Raw genomic sequence first — 25,994 nt, 5'->3', positions numbered from 1 at the left:
TGTAAGGCATTCACCTTTCGTTTAACCGGCTAAACTTCTTACACTATTGTGCGTTATTTACTATTAGCGAAACGGATAATTTCTAAAAAAAAGACGGTATCTCTAAAAGATACGCCCTGTTCATTCGGTTTAATTCCGTATTGCGACGCAATATAGCTTGTTAAACTGGCGGCGCTTATTCCCCCTTCTTTTAACCATTATAAGGATAAACGCGCCATGTTGACGCTACATCATGACCCAGGCCAGCCTCGATACACTCGTTGCTGGCCTTTTTTGTTAGCGGCCTTACTATTTTTCATCAGCCCGGCGGCCTTTGCCGTCACCGGCGAGGTGGATTTAACCACCTCTGCCGTAGGCTATGTGGCCGTGGCGATCTTCGTGCTGGCCTATGCGCTGGTGATGGCCGAAGAGAAGATTCACATGCGCAAATCCAAGCCCGTGCTGGTGGCGGCGGGCATCATCTGGGGACTCATTGGCTGGGTATACGTTCAGAACGGCATGTCGGATACGTCCGAGTACGCATTTCGCGTGACGCTTCTGGAGTTTACCGAGCTAATGCTGTTCCTGCTGGTGGCGATGACGTATATCAACGCCATGGAAGAGCGTCGCGTCTTCGATGCGCTGCGCTCTTGGATGCTACGCAAAGGGTTTAACTACCGCACGCTGTTTTGGTTGACTGGCGGCTTGGCGTTTATGCTGTCGCCCATTGCCGATAACTTAACCACCGCCCTCTTGATGTGCGCAGTCATCACCAAAGTGGCCGAAGGCGACAAGCGCTTTATCAACTTGGCGTGTATTAACATCGTGGTCGCGGCCAACGCAGGCGGTGCCTTTAGCCCCTTTGGTGATATCACCACCTTGATGGTTTGGCAGGCAGGTCTCATCGAGTTCCAAGAGTTCTTTATCCTGTTCATTCCCTCTCTCGTGAACTTCTTGATTCCTGCGATCGTGATGAGCCTGTTCATCAAGGATCAAAAACCCAGCAGCGTGTATGAAGACGTTCAGCTCAAACGCGGCGCACGGCGCATCATTGCCCTGTTCTTGCTGACGATCGTCACGGCGGTGCTTTGCCATACGCTGCTCCATCTGCCGCCGGTCTTGGGCATGATGACAGGGCTTGGCTATCTACAGTTCTTTGGCTACTACCTACGCCAAAGCCTTCCCCGCTCGCTGGAGCGCAAGCGCGAACGCTATAGCCGCTTGGGCGATAATAAAAAGCTGGAACAGCTCGGCGGCGTGGTGCCCTTCGATGTCTTCAGCCGTGTGGCCCGCGCCGAGTGGGATACCCTGCTGTTCTTCTATGGGGTGGTGATGTGCGTTGGTGGTTTAGGCTTCATGGGCTATCTGGGACTGCTCTCAGAGGCGCTCTACACCGGTTGGAACGCTACCTGGGCCAACATTGCCTTGGGTATCGTATCGGCCGTGATCGATAACATTCCGGTCATGTTCGCGGTCCTCACCATGGAGCCCGACATGTCCCATGGCCACTGGCTGCTGATCACACTCACGGCGGGAGTGGGCGGTAGCCTACTGTCGATTGGCTCTGCTGCCGGGGTGGCGGTCATGGGTCAGGCGCGCGGCTCGTATACCTTCTTGGGCCATTTACGCTGGTCGCCGGTGATCTTGCTCGGCTACATCGCAAGCATTGCGGTACACATGTGGCTCAACGCCGGCAGCTTCAGCGTCTTTGGCTAGCGCTCTGCTGAGTCGCTATGCACAACACCCGCCCAGGCAACCTGGGCGGGTGTTCTGTTTTCGGGCGTCTTATGGTGGTATGCGGCCAGTGGTTCAGTAGCTCTCGAACAGGTACTCGATGGGCGTAGGCCGCCCAAACAGGTACCCCTGATAACGATAGCAGCCGTGCCCCTTCAGCCAATCCAACTGCTCTTTCTTCTCGACCCCTTCGGCCACCACCGTCAGCCCCAAGCTCACCGCCAGCAAGATGGTGGTATCCACGATGGCAGCGTCGGTCTTGTCAGTGAGCAGCTCACGGATGAAGGATTGATCGATCTTCAGCTCGTCCAGCGGCAAGCGCTTTAGGTAACTCAGCGATGAGTAGCCAGTGCCAAAGTCGTCCAGCGCAAAACGAATGCCCTGGGTGCGAAGTTTGAGCATGGTATTACGCACGCGGGTGGGTTCGCGCATCAGCAGGCTTTCGGTCACTTCCAGCACCAGTCGACCTGGCGGGGCCTGGGTTTGCGCCAGCAACCCTTCGAGGTTACGCACGAATTCGGGCTGCTGGAACTGCACCGAGCTGACGTTCACCGAAATGGTCAGCCCCGCGTAGGCCGGCTGATGCGACCACTTGGCCAGCTGCTCGCAGGCGCACTGCAGCACCCAGTAGCCGATGGGCACGATCAGTCCGTTCTCTTCGGCCAGCGGGATGAAGGTACCGGGCGATACCCAGCCGCGCTGGGGATGGTACCAGCGTAGTAGCGCCTCCACGCCGGTGGTGGCCCCCTGGTGGTCGACCTGCACCTGATAGTGTAGAGCCAGCTCGTTACGCTCTAGCGCTTGGTGCAAATCCCCTTCGAGACTGGCCCGCTCCAGCACGCTGGTTTGCATATCGACATTGAAGAAGCGCAGGGTGTTGCCGCCAGCCGCTTTGGCCTGCTGTAGGGCCATATCGGCCTGCTGCAGCACGCTGTTGACGCCTAGGCCTTCACCGTCGAACAGCGTGATACCAATACTGGCGCTGATCGGTAGAGCGCGGTCGTTGCGCAGTTGCGATACCGTGTCCAAAAGCTGGCGCCCCAGCCGTTCAGCGTTGGCAGCCGCATCGCTTTGCCGCTCGCCCAAGCCATTGACCTGCACGACGAACTCATCGCTACTAAAACGTGCCAGCGTGGCATCGTCGCTCAGGCGCTGCTTGAGATGCTGCGCGACGTTGATCAGCAGTTGATCACCGCTCTCGTGCCCCTGAATGTCGTTGACCAGTCGGAAGTTGTCCAAATCCACGATCAGTACGGCGCTGTAACCACTAGGCCCTTTATCGGGGTCGGTGGCCTCTGCCAGCGACTCCAGCAGCAGGCGTCGGTTGGGCAGCCCCGTTAGCGCATCGTAGAACGCCAGGTGGTGGGTGCGGGACTGCATCTCTAAATATTCAGTCAGCTCGGTGGAAATACCGCACAGGCACGGCGCTTCCCCGGGGGACATCTCCAGCGGCATTTTGATCGACAGGAAAGTGCGTACCCGTTCCTCGCCCTTTAGCACGTTGTGCTCTTCTACCGTGACTTTTTTGCCCGAAGAGAGCACTTGCTGGTCGATTTCGGCCATTTCGGCCGCGCTGGCGGGGTCGAAAAAGGCGTCATCGCGCTTGCCGAGAATCTCTTTTGGCGTCCGCTTGAACAACTCGCTGATTTGTCGATTGACGTAACGGTACTCCAGCGACGGCGTCTTGATGTAGATATACGCATCGACACTGTCGAGGATCGTGGTCAGCAGGTGTTCATTGGTGGAGAGCTTGGCGCGGTTGATACTGACCCGCCGCCGGAGCAGCAGTGAGGCCCCCACGGCCAGCGCCAACACGACGATCAACAGCCCTAAGGCCCACCACAGCCAGCGGGGAACCAGCGTCTCGGTCGCGCCGCCCGAGCGCCATGCGCTGAGCGTTTGGTAGTACACCGAATCCACATCGTCCTTCCACGTTAGCAGCGTGGTGTCGATCCGCTCTAGCACATCGGCAGATAGGGAGGGCGAGGCGGCATAAAAGAGGCGCGAGGGCTGAAATATGATCGGCGTTTCACGCAGGCCGTAATCCCGCGCTCGCCAGTCACCAAACAGATGGTTGGAGGCTACGAGATCAGCGTCACCGCGTGCCACGGCTTGAAAACCTGCGGCGAAGCTGTCCACCGGCATCCAGATGACGCGGATATCGAAGCGCTCGGTCACGGCGGCAAGATAGCTCTGCTGGATCGAACCATCCACCACGGCGACTCGCTGCTGCTCTAAATCCAGGATGGCTTCAACGCGATTGTCGTTGGCTTGGTAGAGCTGGGACCAGCTATGCATCACCGGCTCACGATGAAACGCAAAACGCCCGGCACGCTCTTCGCTCCAGGCGACATCCGGCAGCAGGTCGATCTCCCCTTGCTCCAGCAGCGTGAGACACTGCTGGAAATCACACAGGCGGCTCTCTAACTGCCACTGCTCCTGCTGTGCCATGGCTTCCAGCAATTCGCCCAGCACGCCGCGCAGTTGGCCCTGCTCGCCCGCAAACAGTTTCGGCGGATTATGATAGACCCCGATCCTAAGCGAGGTGTCGCCCTGTGCCAGGGCGCTCCACCCAAGCACGTAACAGAGCGCCACCGCCCCCATGGCAGAACACGTCAAGCGCTTGGCAGAACGGTTGCTTGGCATCCGGTTCAACGCGAACACTCCCTTGCGCTGCATGGTAGGCGTTACTCACCCGGCATGGTTAACGGCCCTGCGCGCTCCACCACGCACTGCCAAGCAGAGTCGTTCTCGACCCGCTCCACGAATGCCGCAATGGCCGGATATTCGGACAGTGACTGGGTCGCTTTTAACGCCTGAAGCGGAAAACTCATTTGAATGTCGGCGCCGCTGGGCCACTCGCCGGCAAAATGGCCGCGCGTCGCCAAGTGGGACTCCATCATATCCATATGCTGCGTTAACTGAGGCTGAATGAAGCGTTTACGTACGGTATCGCTAATACCCTTGGCCAGCGGTTTGATGAACCAGGGCGACTGTTTGGGCACTTGGTTAAACACGAGCCCCATGACCAATAGCGGCATTAACGAGCCTTCCGCATAGTGAAGCCAATAGCGATAATTGACCCACTCCTCACCGGCATCGGCGGCGGGTTGAAGCCGCCCGTTACCGTAACGGTTCACCAGGTAATCGATGATGGCCCCTGACTCCGCAATCGTTAAGTCGCCATCGGTGATGACCGGCGATTTGCCCAGCGGGTGCACTTTTTTCAACGCGTCCGGCGCCTGCTGAGTCTTGCTGTCACGCTGGTAAACTTCTATCTCATAATCGAGATTCAAAGACTCTAAAAGCCATAAAACACGGTGAGAGCGGGACTTTTCAAGATGGTGAACGCGGATCATAACTACTCCATGAGGCGACTTGATACATCTGCTTCACGCAGATGTCAGTTATCCATTGACTGCAAGCTTTCTCAGCTTAGCACTATTACAGCGTTGAACCCCATGGAGAAAGCGATGGCGAGTGTGCAAATGCAACAAGGGGCGAACACCGATGTTCGCCCCTTGCTTTTTCAAACGTTTAAGCCGTTGTTTTACTATATGTTTAAGAGTTAAAAGGCCGCTGCTGAGCGATGTATCACGCTCTATGCTGCGTCTTTAAACGGGCTAAAAGATCCATCGGCGACCACTTGCCTTGTAACCAGGGCGCCAATAAACGTGTCGATAGCGGTATGAATACAAACACCATGACCGGGGTCAGCATTAATGTGCTCACGAGCACACGGGGCACGAGCGCCCAGTCGGCCAGTACGCCGCCGAAAAGCCACTGAAACAGCAGCGAAATCGGGAAAAAGGCCAGCCAAACGGCCACCGCTTGCTTCCAGCGCGGCGGCGTCACACCGGGGCTCACGTTGAACCATGCATCCAGCCCGGTCGCTCGGTGCTCGTGTGGCGCATCGTAGAGTCCTTTGCCGCGCTCCAACCACGCATGACGAGACGCCGAGTGCTCCCAGGCGGCCAGCGACGCTTGGTTCTCGAAACGGAAGATAATCTGAAACTCATCGTCGTCTTGAGGGGGGGCTAGCACACCAGACCCTAGGTAGCCGGGAAAGTCAGCGGCCAGCTCGCGCCCTTCATTGAGCCAGCGATGAAAATCTTGGTAACGGCCATTCGCAACGCGACGGGCCACCATCAGTGTGACGGGTAAGGCAGACATGGGTGATCTCCTAATGTGTAAGCAGCGACGGCCGGGTAGGCCAGCTGCAGGCAATCAGGCGGGTAATCCTGATGCATGAGCCACATTATACAGGCAATATTAATGCCATGTAGATCTATCGTCGCGGTAAAGGATGGCTGCGCTCGCCGCGTTGAAAAGCACGCACGTGTTGATAGATATCGATCGCGCTTTGAATGGCATCGGCTTCTAACGCGTCAGGCTGAATCACCGGCCCTTTAACGCCCCCTTCCGTGCGCAATATTTCATCCACATCGGCGCGATAACGCGACAGAAGATGTTCGATATTCATACGAACGCGGTGAATCTCTAAATTAAAAGCCTGACGCTGTTCGGTGCGTTTAAAAATATCGAGAGGGTTTTCAGCAGACTCGATTAGGCTATCTAAGGTATTGCACACTAAACGCTCGGCGGTATTTAAATTGGGAATCACGGAATAGATCAGTTCGTAAAGCGTCATCGTGGCATCGTGCGGGTGCATAAACAGACTCAATAGCGGTTTAATGGAACAATATGGTGAAAGCGGCCTTGATCGGTAAACGTAATCCGAAAGACACCATGCACTCCCTCATGGCCCACCACCCGCTGCACGGCGTGGGCGGGGAACACGACCCAACGGCCATCCACACTGCGCGCCCGCACGTTATCGTACCGGCCTTCGTAGTAGGCCAGACATTCGGTGACACTTAGATGAAGAATGACGTCGATGGAGTGCATAACGTTGCGCAATTCGGCTGGCTCACAGATACTCTATGCTAACTGAAATGGCCGCCAATATCGGTAACCGCTTATGGATCTTTCCTCTATCACCCCGTTTTCCGCCACGTCAGCTGGCTGGACCTCACCGAACGTGCCTACTGCACGGGTATCGCGTCATGAGGTGGAGAGCCGGGAAGCCGGTATCGACCGTGGACTGAGCGCTCCAGCCTCCGACGACGTCAGCGAGAGCGACGAGAGCCGTGCCAGCGAAACGCCCACCGGCCCTACTCGGCCCGACGGCACGCCGCTGGCACCGGAAGAGATTCAGCAGCTCGAACAGCTCAAACAAACCGATCGCGAAGTGCGCCAGCACGAAATGGCCCACCAAACCGTTGGTGCCCCCTATACGGGAGGCGCTACCTATGAGTACGAAGTCGGCCCGGACGGTAAACGTTATGCGGTGGCTGGAGAGGTGTCGATCGATTACGGCCCCGTTCCCGGCGACCCGCAGGCCACGGTGGAGAAAATGCAGACCGTCATTGCAGCGGCCCTGGCTCCCGCGGACCCGTCACCGAAAGATCTGCAGGTGGCCGCTCAAGCGCGCCAGTACCTGCTAGAAGCCAAGCTGGAAGCGGCTCGTGAACAGAGCGAAATGAACCAGGCCCGCGCCACCGAGCAGCCGGGAGACGTGCCCGCCAATGATGAGCCGCAGCCTCCCGAGCAGGCCGCCTAACGGCCTGTTCTCCGCACTACTGTAGCATCGTCAACCCTTTCCAATCTTGCCGTTCGGGCCAGTGAGCCATCCACTCGGGCACCGATTCCGCGGGCATCGGGCGCGCAATTCCGTAGCCCTGAGCCAGCTCGCAGCCCAACGCCATGAGCGCTTTCGCATGGTCCAGCGTTTCCACGCCCTCCGCGAGCATGGGTCGCTGGAACCGGTTGGCCATGTAAATCACGCTCTCCACGATCGCCATGTCATTTTGATCGCTCAGCATATCGCGTACGAAACTCTGGTCGATCTTGATCAGGTTGACGGGCAGCTGACGTAAGTGGGTCAGCGATGAGAATCCCGTACCGAAATCATCGATGGCAAACCCCACGCCTAACGCTTGGCAGCGGGCCATGTTCTTCAGCGCGGCTTTCACATCGTGCATGGCGGCACTTTCGAGCACTTCGAGCTTTAACAGCGAGGGCGACACGGTGGGATAGCGCGCCAGTAGCTCCGCCAGACGCTGGCTGAACGTATTCACCAACAGGTGTGACGGGCTGATATTGACGTTCACGGGCAGCGCCATCCCTTCGCTTTGCCACAGGGCGAGCTGACGCAGCGCGTGCTCCAATACCCACTCTCCCAGATCCACCTCTAACGGCGTGCCATCGATGATCGGCAAGAAATCGCCCGGCGACAGCAGCCCAAGTTCAGGATGCTGCCAGCGGATCAGCGCCTCGACGCCCACGACGCAGCCACTGCGCATATCGACCTGTGGCTGATAGAACAGGCGCAGCTCGTCGTGGTGAATCGCATCCATAAAGCGCTGTCGCTGCTCATGACGCACTTGAAGCCTGCGATCCTGATGGGAGTCGAAAAAGTGATAGGTGTCGCGTCCACGCTGCTTGGCTCGGTACATCGCCTGATTGGCGTGGCGCAGCAGCACGTCACCCTGAGCGTGGTCGTCGGGATAGCAGGTAATACCAAGACTGGCGGTGAGGTAAATCGTTTGCCCTTCGATCAGCAGCGGCTGGCGAATCGACGCAAGCAACTTCTCGAAAAAGGCTTCCTCGACACCGTGATGCAGCAGCAATACGAACTCATCGCCGCCGATGCGCGCCAGCACGTCATCACCAAACAGCAGGTGACTGATCCGCTGCGCAAAGGCGGTCAGCAGCGCATCGCCAATCTGCGGGCCCAGTCGGTCATTGATGCGCTGAAAATGGTCGATATCGAGGGCGCAGACGGCCAGCGGTAGCTGGCGGTTTTCGGCGTGCTGAATCGACTCCTGAATCAGTTGCGTCAATAGCTGTAAGTTGGGCAGACCGGTCAATGCGTCAAAATAGACTTCACGGTTCAAATGGCGTGCGTGGGATGGAATGGCCGACAGGTCCGCCAGCACGATCACATGGTGATCCACCTGCCCCTGCTCATCGCGCACCCGATTGATCGACATCATGCCCGGATAGAACTGACCGTCGTGGCTACGGTAGCTGATCTGCCCTTTGCTACGGTCGCGAAGCTGCAGCTCTTCACGCATCAAGCGCGTGGTGCGGCTATCGTCCAAGGGGAGAATGCTGAACGCCTCGGGGGTTTTTCCCTGCACCTCGCTCAGCGCCAAGCCCGTCAGCTCGCTGAACGCAGGATTCACATCCACGACGGCGTTATCGGCGTTGGTAATGATGATGGCTTCGTTGGCGTAGCGAAACGCCGACTCGGCGGGTGCCAGCGGCGTACCGGCATCTAGGACCGACATCGCCACAGCGTCAACGGGGAGGGAGGCTGAACGTGCGGCTGGCTGAGGCAAAGACTGCTCTTGTGTGTCATTCAAGGGCGGGCACATGCGTCTCTGCTCTCCTCTTATAAGTGTTGGTGATTTAATGTCTTTTGGTCATATTAACACCGTCTCCTTCCCCGTGTTTTAGATTCAACAGCGCTGAATCAACGCGCTTTTTTCCTGTATGGCACACCGTCACCCGCACAGCATACCGCAGGGAGCGCAAGGCTCCCTGGGCGTGATCGACGCTATGTCATTCAGTGTAAGCGAGCTGGCGATGCTCGCGGGTGGATGGCTCTCCCACCTGGAATCGGCTCACCAGCGTCGACATTTCGTCCGCCTGCTCATCCAGCGAACGACTCGCCGTGGCGACGTGCTCTACCAGGGACGCGTTCTGCTGGGTGACATCTTCAAGCTGAGCCATCGCATGGCTAATTTGCTCGACACCGGCTGACTGCTCATGGCTCGCCGTGGCGATCTCATCGACCAGTGCCGCCACGTGCTGCACTCGCTCGGCAATGTGCGCAAGCGTGGTGCTCGTGGTAGAGACCAGCGACTCCCCTTCGCTAATACGCGCCACGTTGTTGTCGATCAACCGACGAATCTGCTCGGCCTCTTCCGCGCTACGGCTGGCCAGTTTGCGCACCTCGTCGGCCACGACGGCAAAGCCTCGCCCATGCTCCCCGGCTCGCGCGGCTTCCACAGAGGCATTTAGCGCCAACAAGTTGGTTTGAAAGGCGATGTTATCGATGGCGGCCACGATCGAGGTGACCTGCTCGTTTGCCTGAAGAATGTGCTGCATGGCTTGGCGCGCCTGCCTCGCCACGTCCGTGGCCTCTTGAGCTTGGGCGGCGACATCGCCCGTCATCTGCTGGGCTTGATGCGCATTTTCCGCATTTTGACGCACGGTGGCGGTCATCTGCTCCATGCTCGACGCGGTTTGCACCAGCGAGGCGGACTGCTCTTCGGTGCGCTGCGCCAAGTCCTGATTACCCTGGGCGATTTCATTACTGGCGAGTGCAACAGCATGCGCATTGCGCTTCATCTCTGCCACCAGCTGCTCCGTTTGCGCAGAGGCATCGTTGACGGCTTGGTAAAGCTTGGAGAGTTCGTCACTGCCGATAACGGGCAGACGCTGGGTCAGGTCATCCCCCCGGGAGGCAATGTTCACTAGGGCCTGCCGCAGCGGTCGAGTGATGGTGCGCACAATCAATATGGCGATCCCAATCGCCACCATCGTGGCTATTACAGCGATGCTCAAGTACCACCATAGCGCCTGCTGAGCCTGCTGTTTCAGTGCCTCGGTGGTCGTGATGATGGCCGCTGCGGCGCTGTCTTCCAGGGCTTTCAAACGGCCAATCTTGACGGTTTGCCAATCGAACCACTCTTCGGGGTTCACGCCGTAATCGCTGCTTTGCTGAATCGCCAGCGCTCGGCGCTCTAACACCCGCTCGATCTCAGGGCCACTCAGCGCACGACTGAGCGCTTCGCGCTGGGTGTCGTCAGACAGTACACGGTACGATTCTAGGAAGCTTTGCTCGGCCCCCACCAGCGAAAGCAACCGCTGAAGCGTGCTATCGGGCATCACGTCTGCCGCAAACACGTTCGAGAGTAGCGCTCGCTCGATACCTGCCAGATCTTTCGCTTCGAGGAGGTTGTAGTACGCAGCCAGCTGACGCGTGATGGTGCCCTGCCCCGTTAAGTGCGCCAGCTCGCCCACCAGCGTCATGAGCGCACTGTTCAGCCCCGTATAGTGGGCCAATGCCTCCGGGGCGGGCACACTTAGCTGGTCAACTTGGCGGCGCAGGGGTGGAACGCCTTGCCAGCGCTGGTCGATCTCCGTCAGCAGCGCGCTCAACCCTGTACTGAGTTGCCCTGCGTCCAACGCTTGTCGCTGCTGGAAGAACGCCTCGGCAGCCGCCTCGGTCGCGGGGCGTTGCTGACTCAAGCGGTTACCGAAGGCGTTACCCTGGCTGCCCAGAAAGCCAGCCGTCATACCTCGCTCTAGCTGTACTTGATGCACCCAGTGGCCTGCCTGTTGCGCCAGCGCCGTCAGCGCCTGCATACGAGACAGCTCCGTCACAGCGGCTTGTCGCTCTATCACACCGCTGGTGGCGAACCAGCCCAGTGCCATCAACGGAAACACCAGTACCAAGGCAAATTTGTACCGCATGGATAAGCGGTGGAGCAGCTCTTTCATCGCGTTGCTTAACCTCATGTCATGTCTTTCGGGGAGGTAAGCGGCGTACTCGTTTATTGTTCACGCTTGAGAGCGCATTGTTCGCTAAGTTTGCCGCATTTTGCGGCTAAGTTAAATATGCTTAGCCAGCAAAACGGCATCAGTGTAACGCGATGACAAGCGTGCGCATTGACGCAGGTCAGCATCGGTGACTCTCAAGGCGCGACCGACGCTGCCCCTAAAAAACGCTGCTGCCAATAGTCGATATCCAGCGGCACGCTGACCACCGCACGCCCGCTGCCGGGGGCGTGAATCATCTGTCGGTTGCCGCCGTAGATGCCCACATGGGTGGCTTTGTTACCATCGCCGAAAAAGAGCAAATCGCCGGGGCGGGGCGTCTCGACGTGGGGAAGGGTGCGAAACTGAGCATCGGCGGTGCGGGGGACGCGAATGCCCGCTGCCCGGTAGGTCATTTCGACCAAACCTGAGCAGTCCAGGCCATCCGGCGAGTTGCCGCCAAAGCGGTAAGGAGTACCAATGGCCTGCTGAGCATGGGAGAGAATCAACGCGCGCTCCATCGAGATGCCCGATGGCGAGCTGGGCGCGGGCGTCATGGCGACCTCTTTACTGGCACAGCCTGCCAATAGCAGTAGAGCGACGAGCGTCAACAGCGAAGAGAAGCGGGTTAACGGCATGAACAAGCTCCAAGGTGGCCTAGTCACAGTGCCTCTTATCATGGCTTAAGCGCCGTTCACCCGCTACTCCACCACTCGCCGTTAACGGCCTATCCACTCGATGAACGTGCTATCACCCAGCGCATGGCGCTCGTGACGCAGGCGGCTCATCGCCGCGTAGGGCAAATCCATGACCAAGCCATTGCTCAGCGGCTGTTCCAGCACCTGGCGCAGCAGGGCGTTGCACACGAACAGATGTGCCACCACCAGCACATGGCGGCCGGGGGGATGGAGCAACAGCCGACGCCACGCTTCGCTGACGCGGGCATCCAGCTCGGCAAGGGTTTCACCACGGGGCGGCGCGGCGCGGGCGGGGTCGTACCAGAAGGCGCTCATTTGCTCGGTGCCTTCCTGCTCATACACCTGCGCGTAGGTTTTTCCCTCCCACTCGCCCAGGTGCAGCTCGGCTAGGTCGTCGTCTACCTGTACTGGCAGGTCGAACTCCTCCCCCAGCCAAAGCGCGAACTCCCGGCAGCGGGCCAGCGGCGAGCTGACGATGGCATCATAGGGTGGGCGTCCATCCACCGTATGGCGCATCACTGCGTCGGTCACCTGCTGCCAGCCGGTGTCGCTGAGCGGATGGTCGGTACTGCCCCGCAGCATCCGTCCACCCTGCGGTTCGCCGTGACGCATCAAATCGATGGTGGTGATCTCGGCATGAGGAAAGCGCATGGCGATGCTCCTAACGTGAACGGATTAAATGATAGCGTGACGTACGCGAGCCGAGACCCACTCCGACACCAGCACCGTGGCAAAGATGAGCACGAAAATCACGCTGACCTGATTCCACGCTAGGCTGTTGATGGAGGCGTTCAGCTGCAGGCCTATGCCACCTGCGCCCACCAGCCCCAGCACCGTCGATTCGCGAATGTTGATATCCCAGCGGTACACGCTGATCCCCGCAAAGGCAGGCATGATTTGCGGCAGCACGCCGTAGTTCATCACCTGCAGGCGGCTGGCGCCCGTGGCGCTGATGGCTTCCACCGGTGTGGGATGGATCTCCTCAATGGCTTCATAGAGCAGCTTGCCCACAAAGCCAATCGAGCGCAGCGCGATGGCGATGATGCCCGCCAGCACGCCAGGGCCAAGAATGGTCACCAGCAGCATCGCCCAAATCAGCGAGTTGATCGAACGCGACGAGACGATGATGGTCAGCGCCAAGCTGCGCACGAGCGGATGCGGCGTGGTGTTACGCGCGGCTAAAAACGCCACCGGAAACGCCATCATAATGCCTAGTGCGGTGCCCAAGGTGGCGATATTGAGCGTGTCCCACATGGGTTTCCAAAGCTCGCTGGCGTACTCCCAGCGGGGCGGCATCATACGGCTAATCAGGTCGCTACCCTGGCGGCCAGCGTCTTCCACAAACACCCACATGGTGTTGTCAGAGATCACTTTCCAGCAGAGTAAGAACAGGCTAACGCCCGCCAGCCAAGCGAGGTACTGCAACCACTGGGCGCGGGTGGTGCGCCGCTGCCACTGTGGCACACCGTTTGAGGAAGTTGACACCGGCATGGAGAATTCCTTTTACCTTCAGACTTTACGTAAAGGGTGGGCAACAAGCGTTTGACGGCGCGCTACTGCGTCCAGCGACGCACATGGCTGGAGGCGTACTCACTCATCAGCACAATGGCGATGATGATCAGCAAAATGGCGGCCGAGGTGCCGTACTCGTAGCGGCTGAGCGAGGTGTTGAGCGTCGCGCCAATCCCCCCCGCCCCGACAATGCCGATCACCGACGACTCGCGGAAATTGATATCCAGCCGGTACATAGAAAGCCCGATCAACCGCGGCATCACCTGAGGCTGCACGGCATGATTCATGGTTTGCCACCAGCTCGCCCCGGTGGCGCGCACGGCTTCTACCTGTTTCCAGTCGAGGTCTTCGATATCTTCTGCCAGCAGCTTGGCCATAAAGCCGATGGTGGCAAAGGCCAGCGTGAGCATGCCCGCAAAGGGGCCAAAGCCGAACATCACCACAAACAGAATGGCAATGATCACCTCTTGGAAAGTGCGCGAGACGGCGATGATGGCCCGGCACACCGCGTAGATCGGTAAAGGGGCGATATTGCGCGCAGCCCCTAGCCCCACCGGGATGGCCAGCAGAACGCCGATCACCGTCGAGGTCAACGTCATGGTCAGGCTTTCCATCAAGCCCGCCAGAATATCGCTTTGGCGGCTGACAAAATCCGGCTGCAAAAACGCGCCGAGAAAGTTCAGCGCACGCCCGGCACCTTCCGCCACCCGCGCCCAGTTCACTTCCACCGATGCCAGCGCCAGCATCAGGTACACCACGCCACCCAGCGCCAGCGCCCAACGCAGGCGGCGGCTCTCTATCAGCGGCAGCCGACGCCACTGGCCTTGGCGGGCGGCCTGCTGGCGGGCTTGAGTGTCCGTCGTGCTCATTGCGCGCCTCCACTCGCTAAGCGGTTCTGGCGCGGCGCATGTGGTGCCGTGGCTGCCTGGGGCGGCGTGGCGTTAGACGTAGCGCCGCTGCCCTCCTCCTCGTCATCATCGGCAGGCTCAGGGGTGGTGTCCCAATCCTCTTCGCCGTAAATAGTGGTCAGCATCTCGCTGGTCAGATCGCTGGGCTTACCGTCGAAAACGATCTCCCCGGCGCGCAGCCCGACGATGCGATCGGCAAACTGCTGGGCCAACGCCACATCATGAATGTTAATGATGGCGGCCAGCTCGCGCTCGGCGCACAGCTCGCGAATCAAGCGCATGATTTGGCGAGAGGTTTTAGGGTCCAGGCTCGCGGTGGGTTCATCCACCAGCAGCAGTTTGGGGCTTTGCAGCAGCGCTCGAGCAATGCCCACCCGCTGGCGCTGGCCACCGGAGAGCGCATCGGCGCGCTTATCGATCGCGTGGGGCAGGCCTACACGCTCAAGCAAGCGAAACGCTTCTGCCACGGCTTCCTGCGGGTAGCGGCGTAAAAAGCTGCGCCAGAAACCTACATAGCCCAGCTGGCCAGAGAGCACGTTCTCCATCACGCTCAGGCGGTCCACCAGGGCGTACTCTTGGAAAATCATCCCCATGGAGCGGCGGGCATGGCGCAGGCGGCTGCCTGAGAGTTTCGTCAGCTCCACGTCTTCCAGTCGAATGCTGCCTTGGGTGGGCTCTACCAGACGATTCACGCAGCGGATCAACGTGCTCTTTCCCGCGCCAGACGGGCCAATAAGTGCCATAACCTGCCCTTTCGGCAGCGAGAGCTGGATATCGGTCAGCGCGCGGTCGCCGGTCGGGTAACGCTTGCCAACGCCGGTGAGTGTCAACATGGGGGATGCCTCAATCTCTTATGCGTCCGTGCTTGCGTTCACAAGCACGTCTCTAATGACTACATAGCGGCTCGGCCAGGAGGTCGCCCTCCTGGCCGAGAAAATCATGGAACGACCGATGGATTAGTCGCAGTCGTACGTCACACCGTTGGCATCGGCGATGGTACGGATCACTGACCAGTTCTCTTGATAGGTGATCGGAATGAACTGAGCTTCACCGGAGTTGGCAAACTCGGCTTCCAGCGGTGTGCCTTCCCAGTCGTAGCTGAAGAACGCATCCTGAATCTGCTCGGCAAGCTCCGGGCTCAGGTTGTGCGCCAGACCATAGGCCGTGGTGGGGAAGGTTTCCGAGGTGTAGATGACGTTGTAATCGCCTTCGCTCACCACATCGCGTGACAGCATGCGCTTGGCCACGGAGTTGGCAATGGCGGCGGCGTCGTAATCTTTGTTCACTACGCCAAGGATGGAATTGTCGTGAGAGCCAGAGAAAGCTGTCTCGAAATCTTCACCCGCTTCCAGACCGTACTCAGAGCGCAGCAGCGCGGAAGGCGCGCGGAAACCGGAGTTGGACGTTTCGGAGGTAAACGCCAGCTGACGACCGGCTAAGTCTTCCACCGACTCGATACCGCTATCGGGGTAGGTGATGATTTCCATCTCGTAGCCGAAACTGCCGTCTTCCGCCGCCATCATGGCGAAGGGGCGGAAGCCACCGCAGTTGACTGCCACCGGCACACCGCCCGTGTTGAAGCCCGCCACGTGGAGACGACCAGCGCGCAGCGCTTCCTGCTGGGCAGCGTTGGACTGCACCGGGAAGAACTGAACGTTTTTACCGGTAGCGTCGCTCAGGTGATCCAGGAAATCGGCCCAAACGTCGGCATACACGGCCGGATCTTCAACCGGCGTGTAAGCAAACACCAGCGTATCCGGATCGACCCACTGCGACTCATCGCTGGGCACGTCGGCGATCATGTCGCCGTCGTTGTCCATGTAGCGCGAAGAGAGATCAGCAGAGGCAGTGACCGCTGCCAGTGCAAACGCGCCCGCAACGGCGGCGCTCAACAGCGTACGAGAGAAAGAGAGAGTATGCATGCATCACCTAAGCGAGTTAAGAAGTGTTAACGCCATAGTGGCGAGCCGATGTGACAGCCTCGGGACACTCTCATGACGCCTAGGTGACGAATCCGTGACGACTAACAGTCGCCGCCCACGCAGCAGCCGCGCCGCTCCACGAACAGGCTGTTGCCGGCGATTTTCTTGGCCTGATGCTTCAGCTCCGAGAGCTGCGCAGCGATATCCAGCGCCTTGCAGGGAGCGGGGTCGGTAATCGGCTTGACGGCAACCGAGACGCTGACGAAGGGGAAGAATGTCACGCCGCCCTGGCGGCTTTCGATGGAGATCCCGCCCTGAAGACGGTCACTCTCCTCGTAAAAGCCAGGCGCCATCACTTCGAAAGAGTGGAGAATCTGCTGGCAGACGCTTTCCCAGTGTTCCAGCGGCAGCAACATCATGAAATCGTCGCCGCCGATATGGCCGATAAAGCCGCCGGCACTCTCCACCTGCGCCTGCAGCAATCGGGACAGTGAGATGATCACGTGGTCGCCGCGGGCATAGCCGTAGGCGTCGTTAAACGCCTTGAAGTTATCCAAATCCACGTAAGCCGCCGCGAAGCCGCTGCCTTGGGATAAATACGAAGCCAAGGTTTCGTTGATCAGAATATTGCCGGGCAGCCCGGTGAGTGGATTGGCGTGGCGCGCTTGGCGCACTTGAATCGCGGTAATCTCACGCAGCAGATCGACGATATTGCCCATCCCAAGGTACTGCCCCTCGCCATCGACGATGACGAAATCCTCCTGTTCGATGTCGCGGCTGTCGGTGAGCTGCTGGCTCAGCGCCTCCAGGGAGAGATCCGCATCCGCCACGATCATTTTAGGATCGGCGATCTCCAGCACGCAGCGCTTAGCGTACAGCGCGTGGCTGTACTGGTTGGTGAACAGCGTGAGGAAGGCATTGCGGCGCACCACCGCCACGGGAACGCCCGCTTCGATCACCGCCACGCAGCGCAGCCGAGGATCCCCGCGAAAGCGCTCGGCCAGCGTGGGCACCGAACAGCTCGCCGAGACGCTCTCGATCGGGCGTAAAATGGAGTGCGCGGTGCGACCCGCCGGGCTTTTGAGCTGGGTCGTGGCAGGCAGGAGCGTATTGAGCTGCATGGGAGGCTGAAGGCTTGGCCGAGCGAAGTAGAAACCTTGCAGCAGCGCAAGGCCTCTGTCTAGCTCCCATAAACAGAGATGTTCAGCGGCCGTTTCAACGCCTTCGGCGATGAGCTGGCAGTCGAGACTGCGCGCCACGTCCAAAATGGAGCGCAAAAACTCCCGTTTGGCAGGCTCTTTGTCGATCCCTGAGATGAAGTGACGGTCGAGCTTGACGAAGTCGGGCCGCAGCTCTGACCAGTGGCGCAGGCTGGAGTGCCCGGCCCCCAAATCATCCAACGCGACCTGAAAGCCCATATCGCGGTAGTGGTCCACCGCTTGACGCATCAGTTCGTAGTCATGAATCGGCACGTGTTCGGTCAACTCGATGACCACGCGCTCAGGGGGCAGGCCGCTCTCTTGGATGAAGCTCATCGTCAGCCCTTCGCGGAAATCACGCTCCACGATGGTCAACGGCATCACGTTGAGAAACAGCAGTCCCGGCAGTTCGAGCTCGGCAAACCGACGAATGGCGAGACGCCGACACAGAAGATCCAGCTCGACCAGCAGGCCCGCCTGGGTCGCCACATCGAATAACCGCAGGGGAGAGTGCAGCGGGGACGTTTTTGGCCCGCGAATCAGCGCTTCATAGCCGTAAATGGCCTGCTGATTGGCGTCCACGATGGGTTGGAACAGCACGTGCAGCTCTTCTGCCGCAATAATTTGATTTAGCCACTGCGCTTCTTGTGCGGTCATATGCCTGCTGCCCTATCAAACGTCTACTATCCCTATGATTTGTAACGCTCCATGAGGAAGGTTCTAGGGCAGCAAGCCTGCGTTATTGTGATGACAATTGTATGACAGCTAGCGGTTCTTTACGGGTCGATAGGCACCTTCGGCGGCGGAAAGACCACGTCGCCCCCACTGGCATCAAGCTGGCGAACATCCGTTGGTTTGCCCTGCTCGTCCAGGCTCACCAAACCGATGCCACTGGCGTTCCACAATCGCTCTCCGGCGCTGGCCTGGTCTGGATCGCGGGGGTAGATGCTGAGCTTGCGCCGCTTGGTGAACCAGTTAAGCGGCGACAGCGGCGCGTAGAGCCAGCGGTTCAGGCGGTCAAAGGTATTCAGCAGCTGTTTGGGAAAGGTGTTCTTCACCCCGCTCGACGTGATTTGCCAGAGCTGTGGCGCCCGCTTCTGGCGTCGCACGACGATGTCGTAGGCAAAGGAGTAGTGAACGTCCCCCGAGAGGATCACGTAGTTACCGGGGGTTTTGGAGTGCCGCCAGATATGCAGCAGCACGTTGGCCGCGCCCCGGTGCGCCATCCAGTTCTCGGCGTCGACCACCAGCGGCTTGCCCGCCAGGGTGAAAAGTTTTTGGATACTTTCGATCAGCTTGACGCCAAACATGGGCGCAGGCGAGACGATCACGGCGCTTTTAGTGCCCAGCAGCGCCTGCTGCATCTCCATCAGCGCTTCCCAATCCATCAAGCCCGATGGGCGACTGGGGCTGCGCTCGCTGCGCCAGCGGCGCGTGCGGGTGTCCAGCACGATGAGGGCGGGCGTGCCCGGCACCTGAAACTCCCAGCCCTGAAAGCGCAGCAGCCGCTCGATGAGGGCATCCTGGGCGCTAGGATTCAGCGGGCCGATATCGTCAAACAGGGTGATCGCCTGGTGGAGCAACGGGTTAAGTTTATCGGGCGCATTGCCCCAGCCCTGGCAGAGCAGGTACGCCACCAGCGCGTTGCCGATGATGCGTTTCGAGAACGGGTGGCCGTAGGCGCAGCGCTCCCAGTCGGCGGTCAGGTTCCAGTCGTCGGTCACATCGTGGTCATCAAAAATCATCAGGCTGGGCACGTGGGCCATCAGCCGCGCGCACTGAGGCAGGCCCTCTACAAAGGCTTCAATGATCGCCTGCTCTTCTCGATAAGCCTCGGCCTCTTTGTCGCCTAACGCCGGGGCGTCATAGGCAATCACCTGCCACGGCGTGGGCGACCACACCAGGCAGTACATGGCGAGCATCTCGGCCAGCGTCATCAGGTGGTTCTGGGCGTTCGCCGAGGTGAATACCGGCTTTTTGACGCCGCCAAAAAAGCGCTCGCGCAGCGCCGCATTGCTGGTGACATCCGGCAGCAGCGCTTCCCGGTGATAGTAGCTTTCCGGGGCGTTATACAGCGCTTGGCTGTCATCGACGGTAGCGCCCTCAAGCAGCTCATCCACCAGACCCAGACGGGCAATCAGCGCATGCACCGCCCGCAGCATGGGGCCTGCCACGTCATCCACGTACACTTGGTCGCCGGTCATCAGCAGCCACGCGGGCCACTCGGTAGGAGACTCCTGGCGCTCGGCTATCCAGTGATCGGCCCGCACTAGGCCATCGGCGCTGTCGTGATGGGGTTTACGGCAGGAGCCGTGCATCAAACGGTGGTGGCGAGAGGCCAACACAAAGCCTGGGTAGTCATAGCCATCGTGGCATAGCCACGGTGCCCACTCCGGCATGGGTTGCCACGCGCCGTCAGTGCTTTGTACCTGCAGGTCGTAGGCAATACGGGTATCGGTGGGCAGCGCAGCGGGCAGCGAAAGGTCGATACAGTGAATGTAAGCATGCCGTCCAATCGCCACGCACTGATGGGCGTTGTCTAACGCGTGGGTCTGCTGCTCCTCTTGCTCGGGGTTCAGCACGAGCTGCATGGTCAGCGGACGGGTCGCTACCAGCCATAAGATGAGCCGCGACGGCGACAGCCGACGCAGCAAAGGCCCGACCAGTACGTCGGGTAACGTCGTGGCGATTTGTGTCATTTCACACCCTCTGTGCTGTGTGTTGCATCGCTCTTAAGCTCGTTAAGTAGCGACCACAGGCAGTTCAATGACTACCTCTAAACCGCCAGACTCGGCGCGCTGAAGGCGCATCTGGCCATGATAAAGCGTGACGAGGTCCGTCACGATGGCTAATCCCAAGCCGCTGCCAGAGCGCTGTTCATCCAGCCGCTTGCCGCGCTGGACCGCTGCCTGGCACTCCTGCGGGGTCATACCGGGGCCGTCATCGCCCACCACCAACCGCAGCGTGTTCCCCTGTGCCTGCAGGCGGATATGCACATCGCTGTTGGCCCAGCGCAGGGCGTTGTCAAGCAGGTTACCCACCATCTCCTGCAGGTCCTGTCCGTCCATATGCACCCGCACGCCGCTATGCACGGTTTGACGCAGCGTAATATGACGGCGCTGCGCGAGCCGGGCAAGCCCGTTGATGAGCGGCGATAGTGTCTCTTGTAGTGCTACTGGGGCAAAGCGCACGCCCTCGCCTGCAGCGGAAGCCCGCGCCAAGTGGTGACGCACGGCGCTATCGATACGCGACAGCTCGGCTTCCCAGGCACTGCGGCTCTCGCTGGGTAGCTGTTTGGCCAACAGCCGCATGACGCTGATCGGTGTTTTGAGGGCGTGGGCCAAGTTGCCTGCGGTGTGGCGGCCCCGCTCGATGAGCCGCTGATCGCGGGCCAGCACGGCGTTCATGGATGTAGCCAGCGTGGCCAGCTCGTCAGGCAAACGAGTATCCAGCTGCTCTACCCGCCCCTGCTCTACATCACGTAAGTTGGCGTTCATGCGCCGCAGCGGCGCGAGCCCCCAACGCACTTGTAGTGCCAGCACGCCTAGCAGCAGCGCACCCAGGCCTAACAGTCCCAGCCACAGCATCTGCTGAAAAGCCCGAACGTCTTCGCGCAAGTCGTCGTCACGTGCGGCGACGCTCACGTGCAGCGGCGTCTCCAACGCGCCCAAATAGATATCGCGCTCTACGACGCGTAGCTGCTGGCCACGCGGGCCTGGCAGCGTGCGGGCGGTCACTCGCTCGCTCTCCAGTACCGGCAAGCGCTGATCCCATAACGACCGCGACGTGACCGAGTGGTTCGCATCGTCGGTAATCTGCCAATACCAGCCTGAGTAAACGTGGTCGAAACGCGGGTCACCCAGCGCGCGCTCGTAGTGGAGCTGCTCGGTGAGCGGGTCGTAAGTCACCCCCGCAATGACCACGTTGAGGGTCGCTTCCAGCCGTTCATCGAACGCGTTGACCGCAGAGGCACGGTAGTGATGGGACAACAGCCAGCCGGCCACGGGGAGTGCCAGCAGCACCATGAGCAGCACCGCCAGCAGCAGACGTAGGGTGATGGAGCGGTTAGCCCAGCGCTGGCTCCAAGTAACGACATTGGCGCTCATGAATCGCTTGGCTCATCGGCTAGCAGGCGGTACCCCTGACCACGCAGCGTTGCGATGCGCCACGCGCCCAGCTTGCGACGCAGACGGCTAACCTGAACGTCGATCACATTGGAGTCGGGTTCGTGGTCACGGTCGTACACGTGCTCGGACAGCTCGCTACGGCTGACGACCCGAGGAGAGGCGTGCATCAGGTAGCTCAAGAGACGGGTTTCCTGGGCGGTCAAGCTCACCGGCCTGCCCACCAAGGTGACATGCTGCGTATGGGTATCCAGGCTAAGCTCGCCCACTTTGAGCACCGGGTGCGCATGGCCATGGGTACGGCGCACCAAGGCCCGCAGGCGAAATAGCACCTCGGCGGGTTCAAAGGGTTTGGTGACGTAGTCATCGGCACCGGCGGTAAAGCCAGCGGCTTTATCGGCCCACCGTTCGCGGGCGGTCAAAATCAGCACGGGAAGATCGATGCCATCCTCCCGCCAGGAAGAGAGCCAACGGGTGCCGTCACCATCGGGCAGGCCGATATCCAAAATGACCGTATCGTACGCTTCGGTGCGCACTAAAAAGTCCGCTTCCTGGCCGTTCTCCGCACGCTCGACGATCCAATCGCCATCTTGCAGCGCTTGGCTCAGCTCACGGGCAAGCGCCTGGTCGTCCTCTACCAGTAAACACTTCATCAACACACCCTTATGAATACACTCAGTAAAGACGGGATATTGCAGGTAACCGTATCAACGCTGCATGTCGCGGATGCGCACGCCTTCGATTTGCATGAGCTGGCCATTCTGGCCATCGAACTCGAACTCGACGACCTGCCCTTGGGGACCTAGCAGCTTGATTTCATACTCGACCAGCCCATCGTCGCGCTCGATTTCGACCTCCAACACGTCGCCGATGTAGTGGGCGTCGAGCCAGTCGAGAATGGTATCCAGGGGAACCACGTCGCCTCGCCGCACTTCGCCATGCAGCGCCTCCCAGTGCTGGTCACCGGTCGCACTACCCATCAATACGAGCACCAGCAGTAGCGCCAGCCCCCCTGTCAAAGGGAGCCGCTGCCAGGGTAACTGCTTGAGTGAGAGGAGAGACGTCGTTTTCATAAGACTAGGATGCCAAAGGCAACATGAACGCTAGATGAACGGCTTTGTCAGGTTTAGGAAAGAACCCCGGTGATATAAATACCCTGTCGCATTCGCTGACTGACCTTCGTCAGGCATCATCCGGCAATGCATTCACTAAGCAAAGAAGGAATTTGATATGAACGCTATGAAAAAAATGCTGCTGATCCCGACCTCTGCTCTTCTGCTTGCCGCCGCAGCGGGCAGCGCCCAAGCCGACACGCAGCCGTTGGACCGGATCGATGACATTCTGACCTACGCCAACGACTATGGGTTCAGCCACATCGAAGAGATCAACGTGGACGACCGTGGCCGCGTGGAAGTGGAAGGTTGGCTGGATGACGAATGGTACGCCGACGTGGATTTCTCCATCGATAACGGCGAAAGCCTGCAAGAAGAGCGCAAGCGTCTGATTACCGGCGCCTGGGGTATGAGTGAAGAGGACGTCCGCCAAGCACTTGATGCTGCCCGCCAGGAAGGCATGACCGAATTCGAAAGCATCGATATCGATAAGAGCGGCATCATTGAGGTCGAGGGTCGAGAGCAGAACGGCCGCGAGCTGGAGCTGAGCCTGCGTCAGGGCTCCTTCGACGTCACCCAAATGGATCGCGACTGATCACTCAAGCGATCCACATGTCAGTTAGCATGGCAGTGTGCCAGCACTGACACAGCGGCGGGCCTTCGGGCCCGCCGCTTGCGTTGCGTCGCTCATTAGCGGCAGTCTTGGCAGTTCCCTCGAGCCATGATCGCCGCTGCAATGCGCTCGATACCTTGCCGGTAAGCAGCCTGACGATAGGTGATCTGCTCCTCCTCCGCCCTCATCAGCACCCGCTTGGCCTCATCGCCGAGTCGGCGATCCAGACGCTGATTGACCTCCTCTTCCTGCCAGGTTTCGCCCGCACGGTTTTGCAGCCACTCGAAATAGCTCACGATGACGCCGCCGGTATTCGCCAGCACGTCGGGCAGCACCGGCACGCCGCGTTTTTCCAGCGCCGCATCCGCATCGCTAGTGAGCGGCCCGTTGGCAATTTCAAGCACCGCGCCTGCCTTCACCTCGCCCACGTTGTCGCGATGCAGCTGATTTTCCAGCGCGGCGAGCACCAGCACATCGACCTCCAGGGTCAACAAGTCATCTCCAGACATGGCCTTGCCCTGCTGGCTTTTTGACAGCTTGCCATGCTGCTTCTTGTCCTCCTTCGCCGCCGCGATATCGAGCCCATCGGCATGGTAGATCGCACCGCTGGAGTCGGAGACCGCAACCAACTTGTAGCCACGCTGGCTTGCCAAGCGCGCAAAATGGAAGGCCGCATTGCCAAACCCTTGCACGGCCAGCGTGGTCTCCTCGGGCTTGCGCCCTTCGCGCTCGGCCCATAAATCCAATACGGTGAGCGCTCCGCGCCCCGTGGCCTCGACACGCCCCGGCGAGCCGCCAAGCGATAGCGGTTTCCCGGTGATGGCAGCAGGCGCCTGGGCGCGCCGAATCTGCTCATACTCATCGATCATCCAGCCCATGACGGTGGCATCGGTATTCACATCCGGTGCGGGAATGTCTCGGTCTGGCCCCATGATGTCGGCAATGGCGCGAATATAGCCCCGCGCCAAGCGCTCGCGCTCTAACGAAGAAAGCGCCTTGGCATCCACCTGCACGCCGCCTTTGCCGCCGCCATAGGGCAGGCCCACCACTGCACACTTCACCGCCATCCAAAAGCTCAAAGTGGTCACTTCATGCTGATTCACATCGGGGTGAAAGCGCACGCCCCCCTTGGCCGGGCCGAGGCTGGTGTCGTACTGCACTCGCCAGGCGGGAAACGCCTTCAAACTGCCATCGTCCATGCGCACCGGTACACTCACTTGCAGCGAGAGGCTGGGCTGCATCAACCGGGCCTGGGCATCGGGATGAATCGCCAGCGCGTTGAAGACCGCTTCAAGCCGTGAGCGGGCATCTTCGAACAGCGCGGCGCCCGTCTCGGGGGTTAGCCGCTGCGGCGCATTGGTGGTGGACGTTTTCGCCGAGGATTTCTTCGCTTTAGATTTTTGCTTTTTCGATTTGGCACTGCCCATGCAACACTCCTTTGCGTGTATCTAGGGGATTTTATTGGCATCGCGAGGTAATGTGTTTAGCGTAGCAGCAAGCGGCTAACTCAGTCGTATATCGGGCCGGTTGATAGGAGAGACTTTTGACGACCTCCGCCGAAGGTGTCAGCGATGGGATTCACCATGCGGTGCTGCGCGATATGGCGTGGCTCATCGTCACACCAGATTTGGTGACCCTTGGCGATTACCCAGGCCGCCCCACACGTTCCGCGCTGGGCTTAGCAGAGGAGCAGCATAAGTGGCTCGACACCCTGCTACCCAGGGTGCAAGCCCTAGATGGCAAGCTGATCACGCGCATGGGCCACTACCATGAACGGCTTTGGCAGCTGTTACTGGATAACGCCCCTAATACTCGCCTACTGGCCAACAACCTACGCATCACCCAGCGCCGCAACACCTTGGGAGAGCTGGACATGCTCTACCGCACGCGGGATCTCCCCTCCCCCATTCATTTAGAAGTGGCGATTAAGTTCTATCTTGGCCTACCCGAGGGGCCGGGAGAGCCCACCAGCCAAAGCCGCTGGATTGGCCCCGGCGGCTTGGACAGCTTGGCGTTGAAGTGCGGTCACCTTCTGCACCACCAACTGCCGCTCTCCCGCACGGCCCCTGCAAAGGCCGCCATGGCGCATTGGCTCACGCCCAGAGACATCGCGGAGTCCGCGACGCTCAGCGCACGGCTCACCCAACGGCTTGCCATGCCCGGCGTGCTGTTTTACCCCTGGCATGTCGCACTGCCACCACCAACCGGCGCAACCGCCGAGCATCGGCGAGGGTGGTGGTGCTATCAACACGCTTGGCCCAGCGTGGCCGAACGCTACAGCACGGCGCTACAGGTCGCGTGGCTAGCAAAGCCCCACTGGTTAGCGCCGCCATCGCTCGACGCGTTTGGCAACGCCAATGAGCGGATGGAGGCCGTGATGGCGCAGATCAACCGCTACGGGCCGCAGCAAGTAATGCTGTACGACCCACAGGAAGAAGAGAACTGCTGGGAAGAGAACTACTGGGAAAAGAGTTGCCAAGAAAATAGTGGCCAGGAGAGACCGCTAACGCGGCTGATGGTGGTGCCCGACGACTGGCCGCGCCAGGTACCGCTACCGCCGAAGCGGCGCGGCTAACCCGTC

The 25,994-nt window shown here is 59.8% G+C and carries 23 protein-coding genes; 4 read left to right on the top strand and 19 right to left on the bottom strand.

Annotated features, from left to right (window positions below; translation table 11 throughout):
- Positions 1-216 precede the first annotated feature (216 nt).
- Positions 217-1,695, top strand: a complete 1,479-nt coding sequence (gene nhaD, locus AB6K10_RS05145) for a sodium:proton antiporter NhaD (protein WP_159340726.1) — start codon at positions 217-219, stop codon at positions 1,693-1,695.
- 93 nt (positions 1,696-1,788) lie between these two features.
- Here the strand turns inward: nhaD and AB6K10_RS05140 are convergent, their stop codons facing one another.
- The 5 genes from AB6K10_RS05140 to AB6K10_RS05120 all read right to left on the bottom strand — a co-directional run bounded on the left by AB6K10_RS05140 (position 1,789) and on the right by AB6K10_RS05120 (position 6,621).
- Positions 1,789-4,317: an EAL domain-containing protein gene (locus tag AB6K10_RS05140; protein WP_339119597.1), complete on the bottom strand. Its 2,529-nt coding sequence runs from the start codon at positions 4,315-4,317 to the stop codon at positions 1,789-1,791.
- An 83-nt stretch (positions 4,318-4,400) separates the two neighbouring features.
- Positions 4,401-5,072 (bottom strand): glutathione S-transferase, encoded by a 672-nt coding sequence (locus tag AB6K10_RS05135; RefSeq protein ID WP_339118117.1) that lies wholly within the window; start codon positions 5,070-5,072, stop codon positions 4,401-4,403.
- A 235-nt stretch (positions 5,073-5,307) separates the two neighbouring features.
- Complete coding sequence (locus AB6K10_RS05130) at positions 5,308-5,886, bottom strand: antibiotic biosynthesis monooxygenase (RefSeq protein WP_159340724.1); 579 nt, start codon at positions 5,884-5,886, stop codon at positions 5,308-5,310.
- Between the two features lie 115 nt (positions 5,887-6,001).
- Positions 6,002-6,385 (bottom strand): hypothetical protein, encoded by a 384-nt coding sequence (locus AB6K10_RS05125; RefSeq protein WP_159340723.1) that lies wholly within the window; start codon positions 6,383-6,385, stop codon positions 6,002-6,004.
- 8 nt (positions 6,386-6,393) lie between these two features.
- Entirely contained in the window at positions 6,394-6,621 is a 228-nt protein-coding gene (locus AB6K10_RS05120) for a DUF2835 family protein (protein WP_159340722.1), read from the bottom strand.
- Between the two features lie 73 nt (positions 6,622-6,694).
- On the opposite strand from AB6K10_RS05120, the gene AB6K10_RS05115 reads away from it, so the two are divergent.
- Positions 6,695-7,336: a putative metalloprotease CJM1_0395 family protein gene (locus AB6K10_RS05115; protein WP_339118116.1), complete on the top strand. Its 642-nt coding sequence runs from the start codon at positions 6,695-6,697 to the stop codon at positions 7,334-7,336.
- A 16-nt stretch (positions 7,337-7,352) separates the two neighbouring features.
- Here AB6K10_RS05115 and AB6K10_RS05110 read toward each other — a convergent pair whose 3' ends face one another.
- The 13 genes from AB6K10_RS05110 to AB6K10_RS05050 form a co-directional block, all read right to left on the bottom strand.
- Entirely contained in the window at positions 7,353-9,068 is a 1,716-nt protein-coding gene (locus tag AB6K10_RS05110) for a bifunctional diguanylate cyclase/phosphodiesterase (RefSeq protein WP_253019186.1), read from the bottom strand.
- Positions 9,069-9,342: 274 nt separating this feature from the next.
- Positions 9,343-11,307 (bottom strand): nitrate- and nitrite sensing domain-containing protein, encoded by a 1,965-nt coding sequence (locus AB6K10_RS05105; protein ID WP_339118115.1) that lies wholly within the window; start codon positions 11,305-11,307, stop codon positions 9,343-9,345.
- Between the two features lie 176 nt (positions 11,308-11,483).
- On the bottom strand, positions 11,484-11,963 hold the full coding sequence (locus AB6K10_RS05100; RefSeq protein WP_253019188.1) for a C40 family peptidase: 480 nt from the start codon (positions 11,961-11,963) through the stop codon (positions 11,484-11,486).
- Positions 11,964-12,044: 81 nt separating this feature from the next.
- Positions 12,045-12,674 (bottom strand): histidine phosphatase family protein, encoded by a 630-nt coding sequence (locus AB6K10_RS05095; protein WP_253019189.1) that lies wholly within the window; start codon positions 12,672-12,674, stop codon positions 12,045-12,047.
- A 24-nt stretch (positions 12,675-12,698) separates the two neighbouring features.
- A complete protein-coding gene (gene phnE, locus AB6K10_RS05090; protein ID WP_253019190.1) occupies positions 12,699-13,514 on the bottom strand; it encodes a phosphonate ABC transporter, permease protein PhnE in 816 nt (271 codons plus the stop codon).
- A 62-nt stretch (positions 13,515-13,576) separates the two neighbouring features.
- Complete coding sequence (gene phnE, locus AB6K10_RS05085; RefSeq protein ID WP_339118114.1) at positions 13,577-14,404, bottom strand: phosphonate ABC transporter, permease protein PhnE; 828 nt, start codon at positions 14,402-14,404, stop codon at positions 13,577-13,579.
- Entirely contained in the window at positions 14,401-15,276 is an 876-nt protein-coding gene (phnC, locus tag AB6K10_RS05080) for a phosphonate ABC transporter ATP-binding protein (protein WP_339118113.1), read from the bottom strand. The genes phnE (AB6K10_RS05085) and phnC overlap by 4 nt, the downstream gene beginning before the upstream one ends.
- Positions 15,277-15,399: 123 nt before the next feature.
- Positions 15,400-16,365, bottom strand: coding sequence for a phosphate/phosphite/phosphonate ABC transporter substrate-binding protein (gene phnD, locus AB6K10_RS05075; RefSeq protein ID WP_339118112.1), 966 nt, complete (start codon positions 16,363-16,365; stop codon positions 15,400-15,402).
- 101 nt (positions 16,366-16,466) lie between these two features.
- A complete protein-coding gene (locus AB6K10_RS05070; protein WP_339118111.1) occupies positions 16,467-18,221 on the bottom strand; it encodes a bifunctional diguanylate cyclase/phosphodiesterase in 1,755 nt (584 codons plus the stop codon).
- A 119-nt stretch (positions 18,222-18,340) separates the two neighbouring features.
- Positions 18,341-20,263, bottom strand: coding sequence for an alkaline phosphatase D family protein (locus AB6K10_RS05065; protein ID WP_339118110.1), 1,923 nt, complete (start codon positions 20,261-20,263; stop codon positions 18,341-18,343).
- 42 nt (positions 20,264-20,305) lie between these two features.
- A complete protein-coding gene (locus tag AB6K10_RS05060; protein WP_339118109.1) occupies positions 20,306-21,670 on the bottom strand; it encodes a HAMP domain-containing sensor histidine kinase in 1,365 nt (454 codons plus the stop codon).
- Complete coding sequence (locus AB6K10_RS05055; RefSeq protein ID WP_159340711.1) at positions 21,667-22,341, bottom strand: response regulator transcription factor; 675 nt, start codon at positions 22,339-22,341, stop codon at positions 21,667-21,669. Before AB6K10_RS05055 ends, AB6K10_RS05060 begins: the two co-directional genes overlap by 4 nt.
- Before the next feature lie 54 nt (positions 22,342-22,395).
- On the bottom strand, positions 22,396-22,761 hold the full coding sequence (locus AB6K10_RS05050; protein WP_159340710.1) for a PepSY domain-containing protein: 366 nt from the start codon (positions 22,759-22,761) through the stop codon (positions 22,396-22,398).
- A 157-nt stretch (positions 22,762-22,918) separates the two neighbouring features.
- Between AB6K10_RS05050 and AB6K10_RS05045 the strand changes: the two genes are divergently transcribed.
- On the top strand, positions 22,919-23,395 hold the full coding sequence (locus AB6K10_RS05045) for a PepSY domain-containing protein (RefSeq protein ID WP_253019196.1): 477 nt from the start codon (positions 22,919-22,921) through the stop codon (positions 23,393-23,395).
- A gap of 95 nt (positions 23,396-23,490) precedes the next feature.
- Here the strand turns inward: AB6K10_RS05045 and AB6K10_RS05040 are convergent, their stop codons facing one another.
- Positions 23,491-24,840 (bottom strand): Glu/Leu/Phe/Val dehydrogenase, encoded by a 1,350-nt coding sequence (locus AB6K10_RS05040; RefSeq protein ID WP_339118108.1) that lies wholly within the window; start codon positions 24,838-24,840, stop codon positions 23,491-23,493.
- Between the two features lie 116 nt (positions 24,841-24,956).
- Between AB6K10_RS05040 and AB6K10_RS05035 the strand changes: the two genes are divergently transcribed.
- The gene (locus AB6K10_RS05035; RefSeq protein WP_339118107.1) at positions 24,957-25,988 is read left to right on the top strand and encodes a DUF1853 family protein; all 1,032 of its coding nucleotides are present in this window, start codon (positions 24,957-24,959) and stop codon (positions 25,986-25,988) included.
- The last annotated feature ends 6 nt before the right edge of the window (positions 25,989-25,994 follow it).

The organism is Halomonas sp. BMC6 (assembly GCF_964204995.1).
Lineage (GTDB): Bacteria > Pseudomonadota > Gammaproteobacteria > Pseudomonadales > Halomonadaceae > Vreelandella.
The sequence above is the reverse complement of the archived record's forward strand: the minus strand, read 5'-3'. Positions and strand labels throughout refer to the sequence as shown.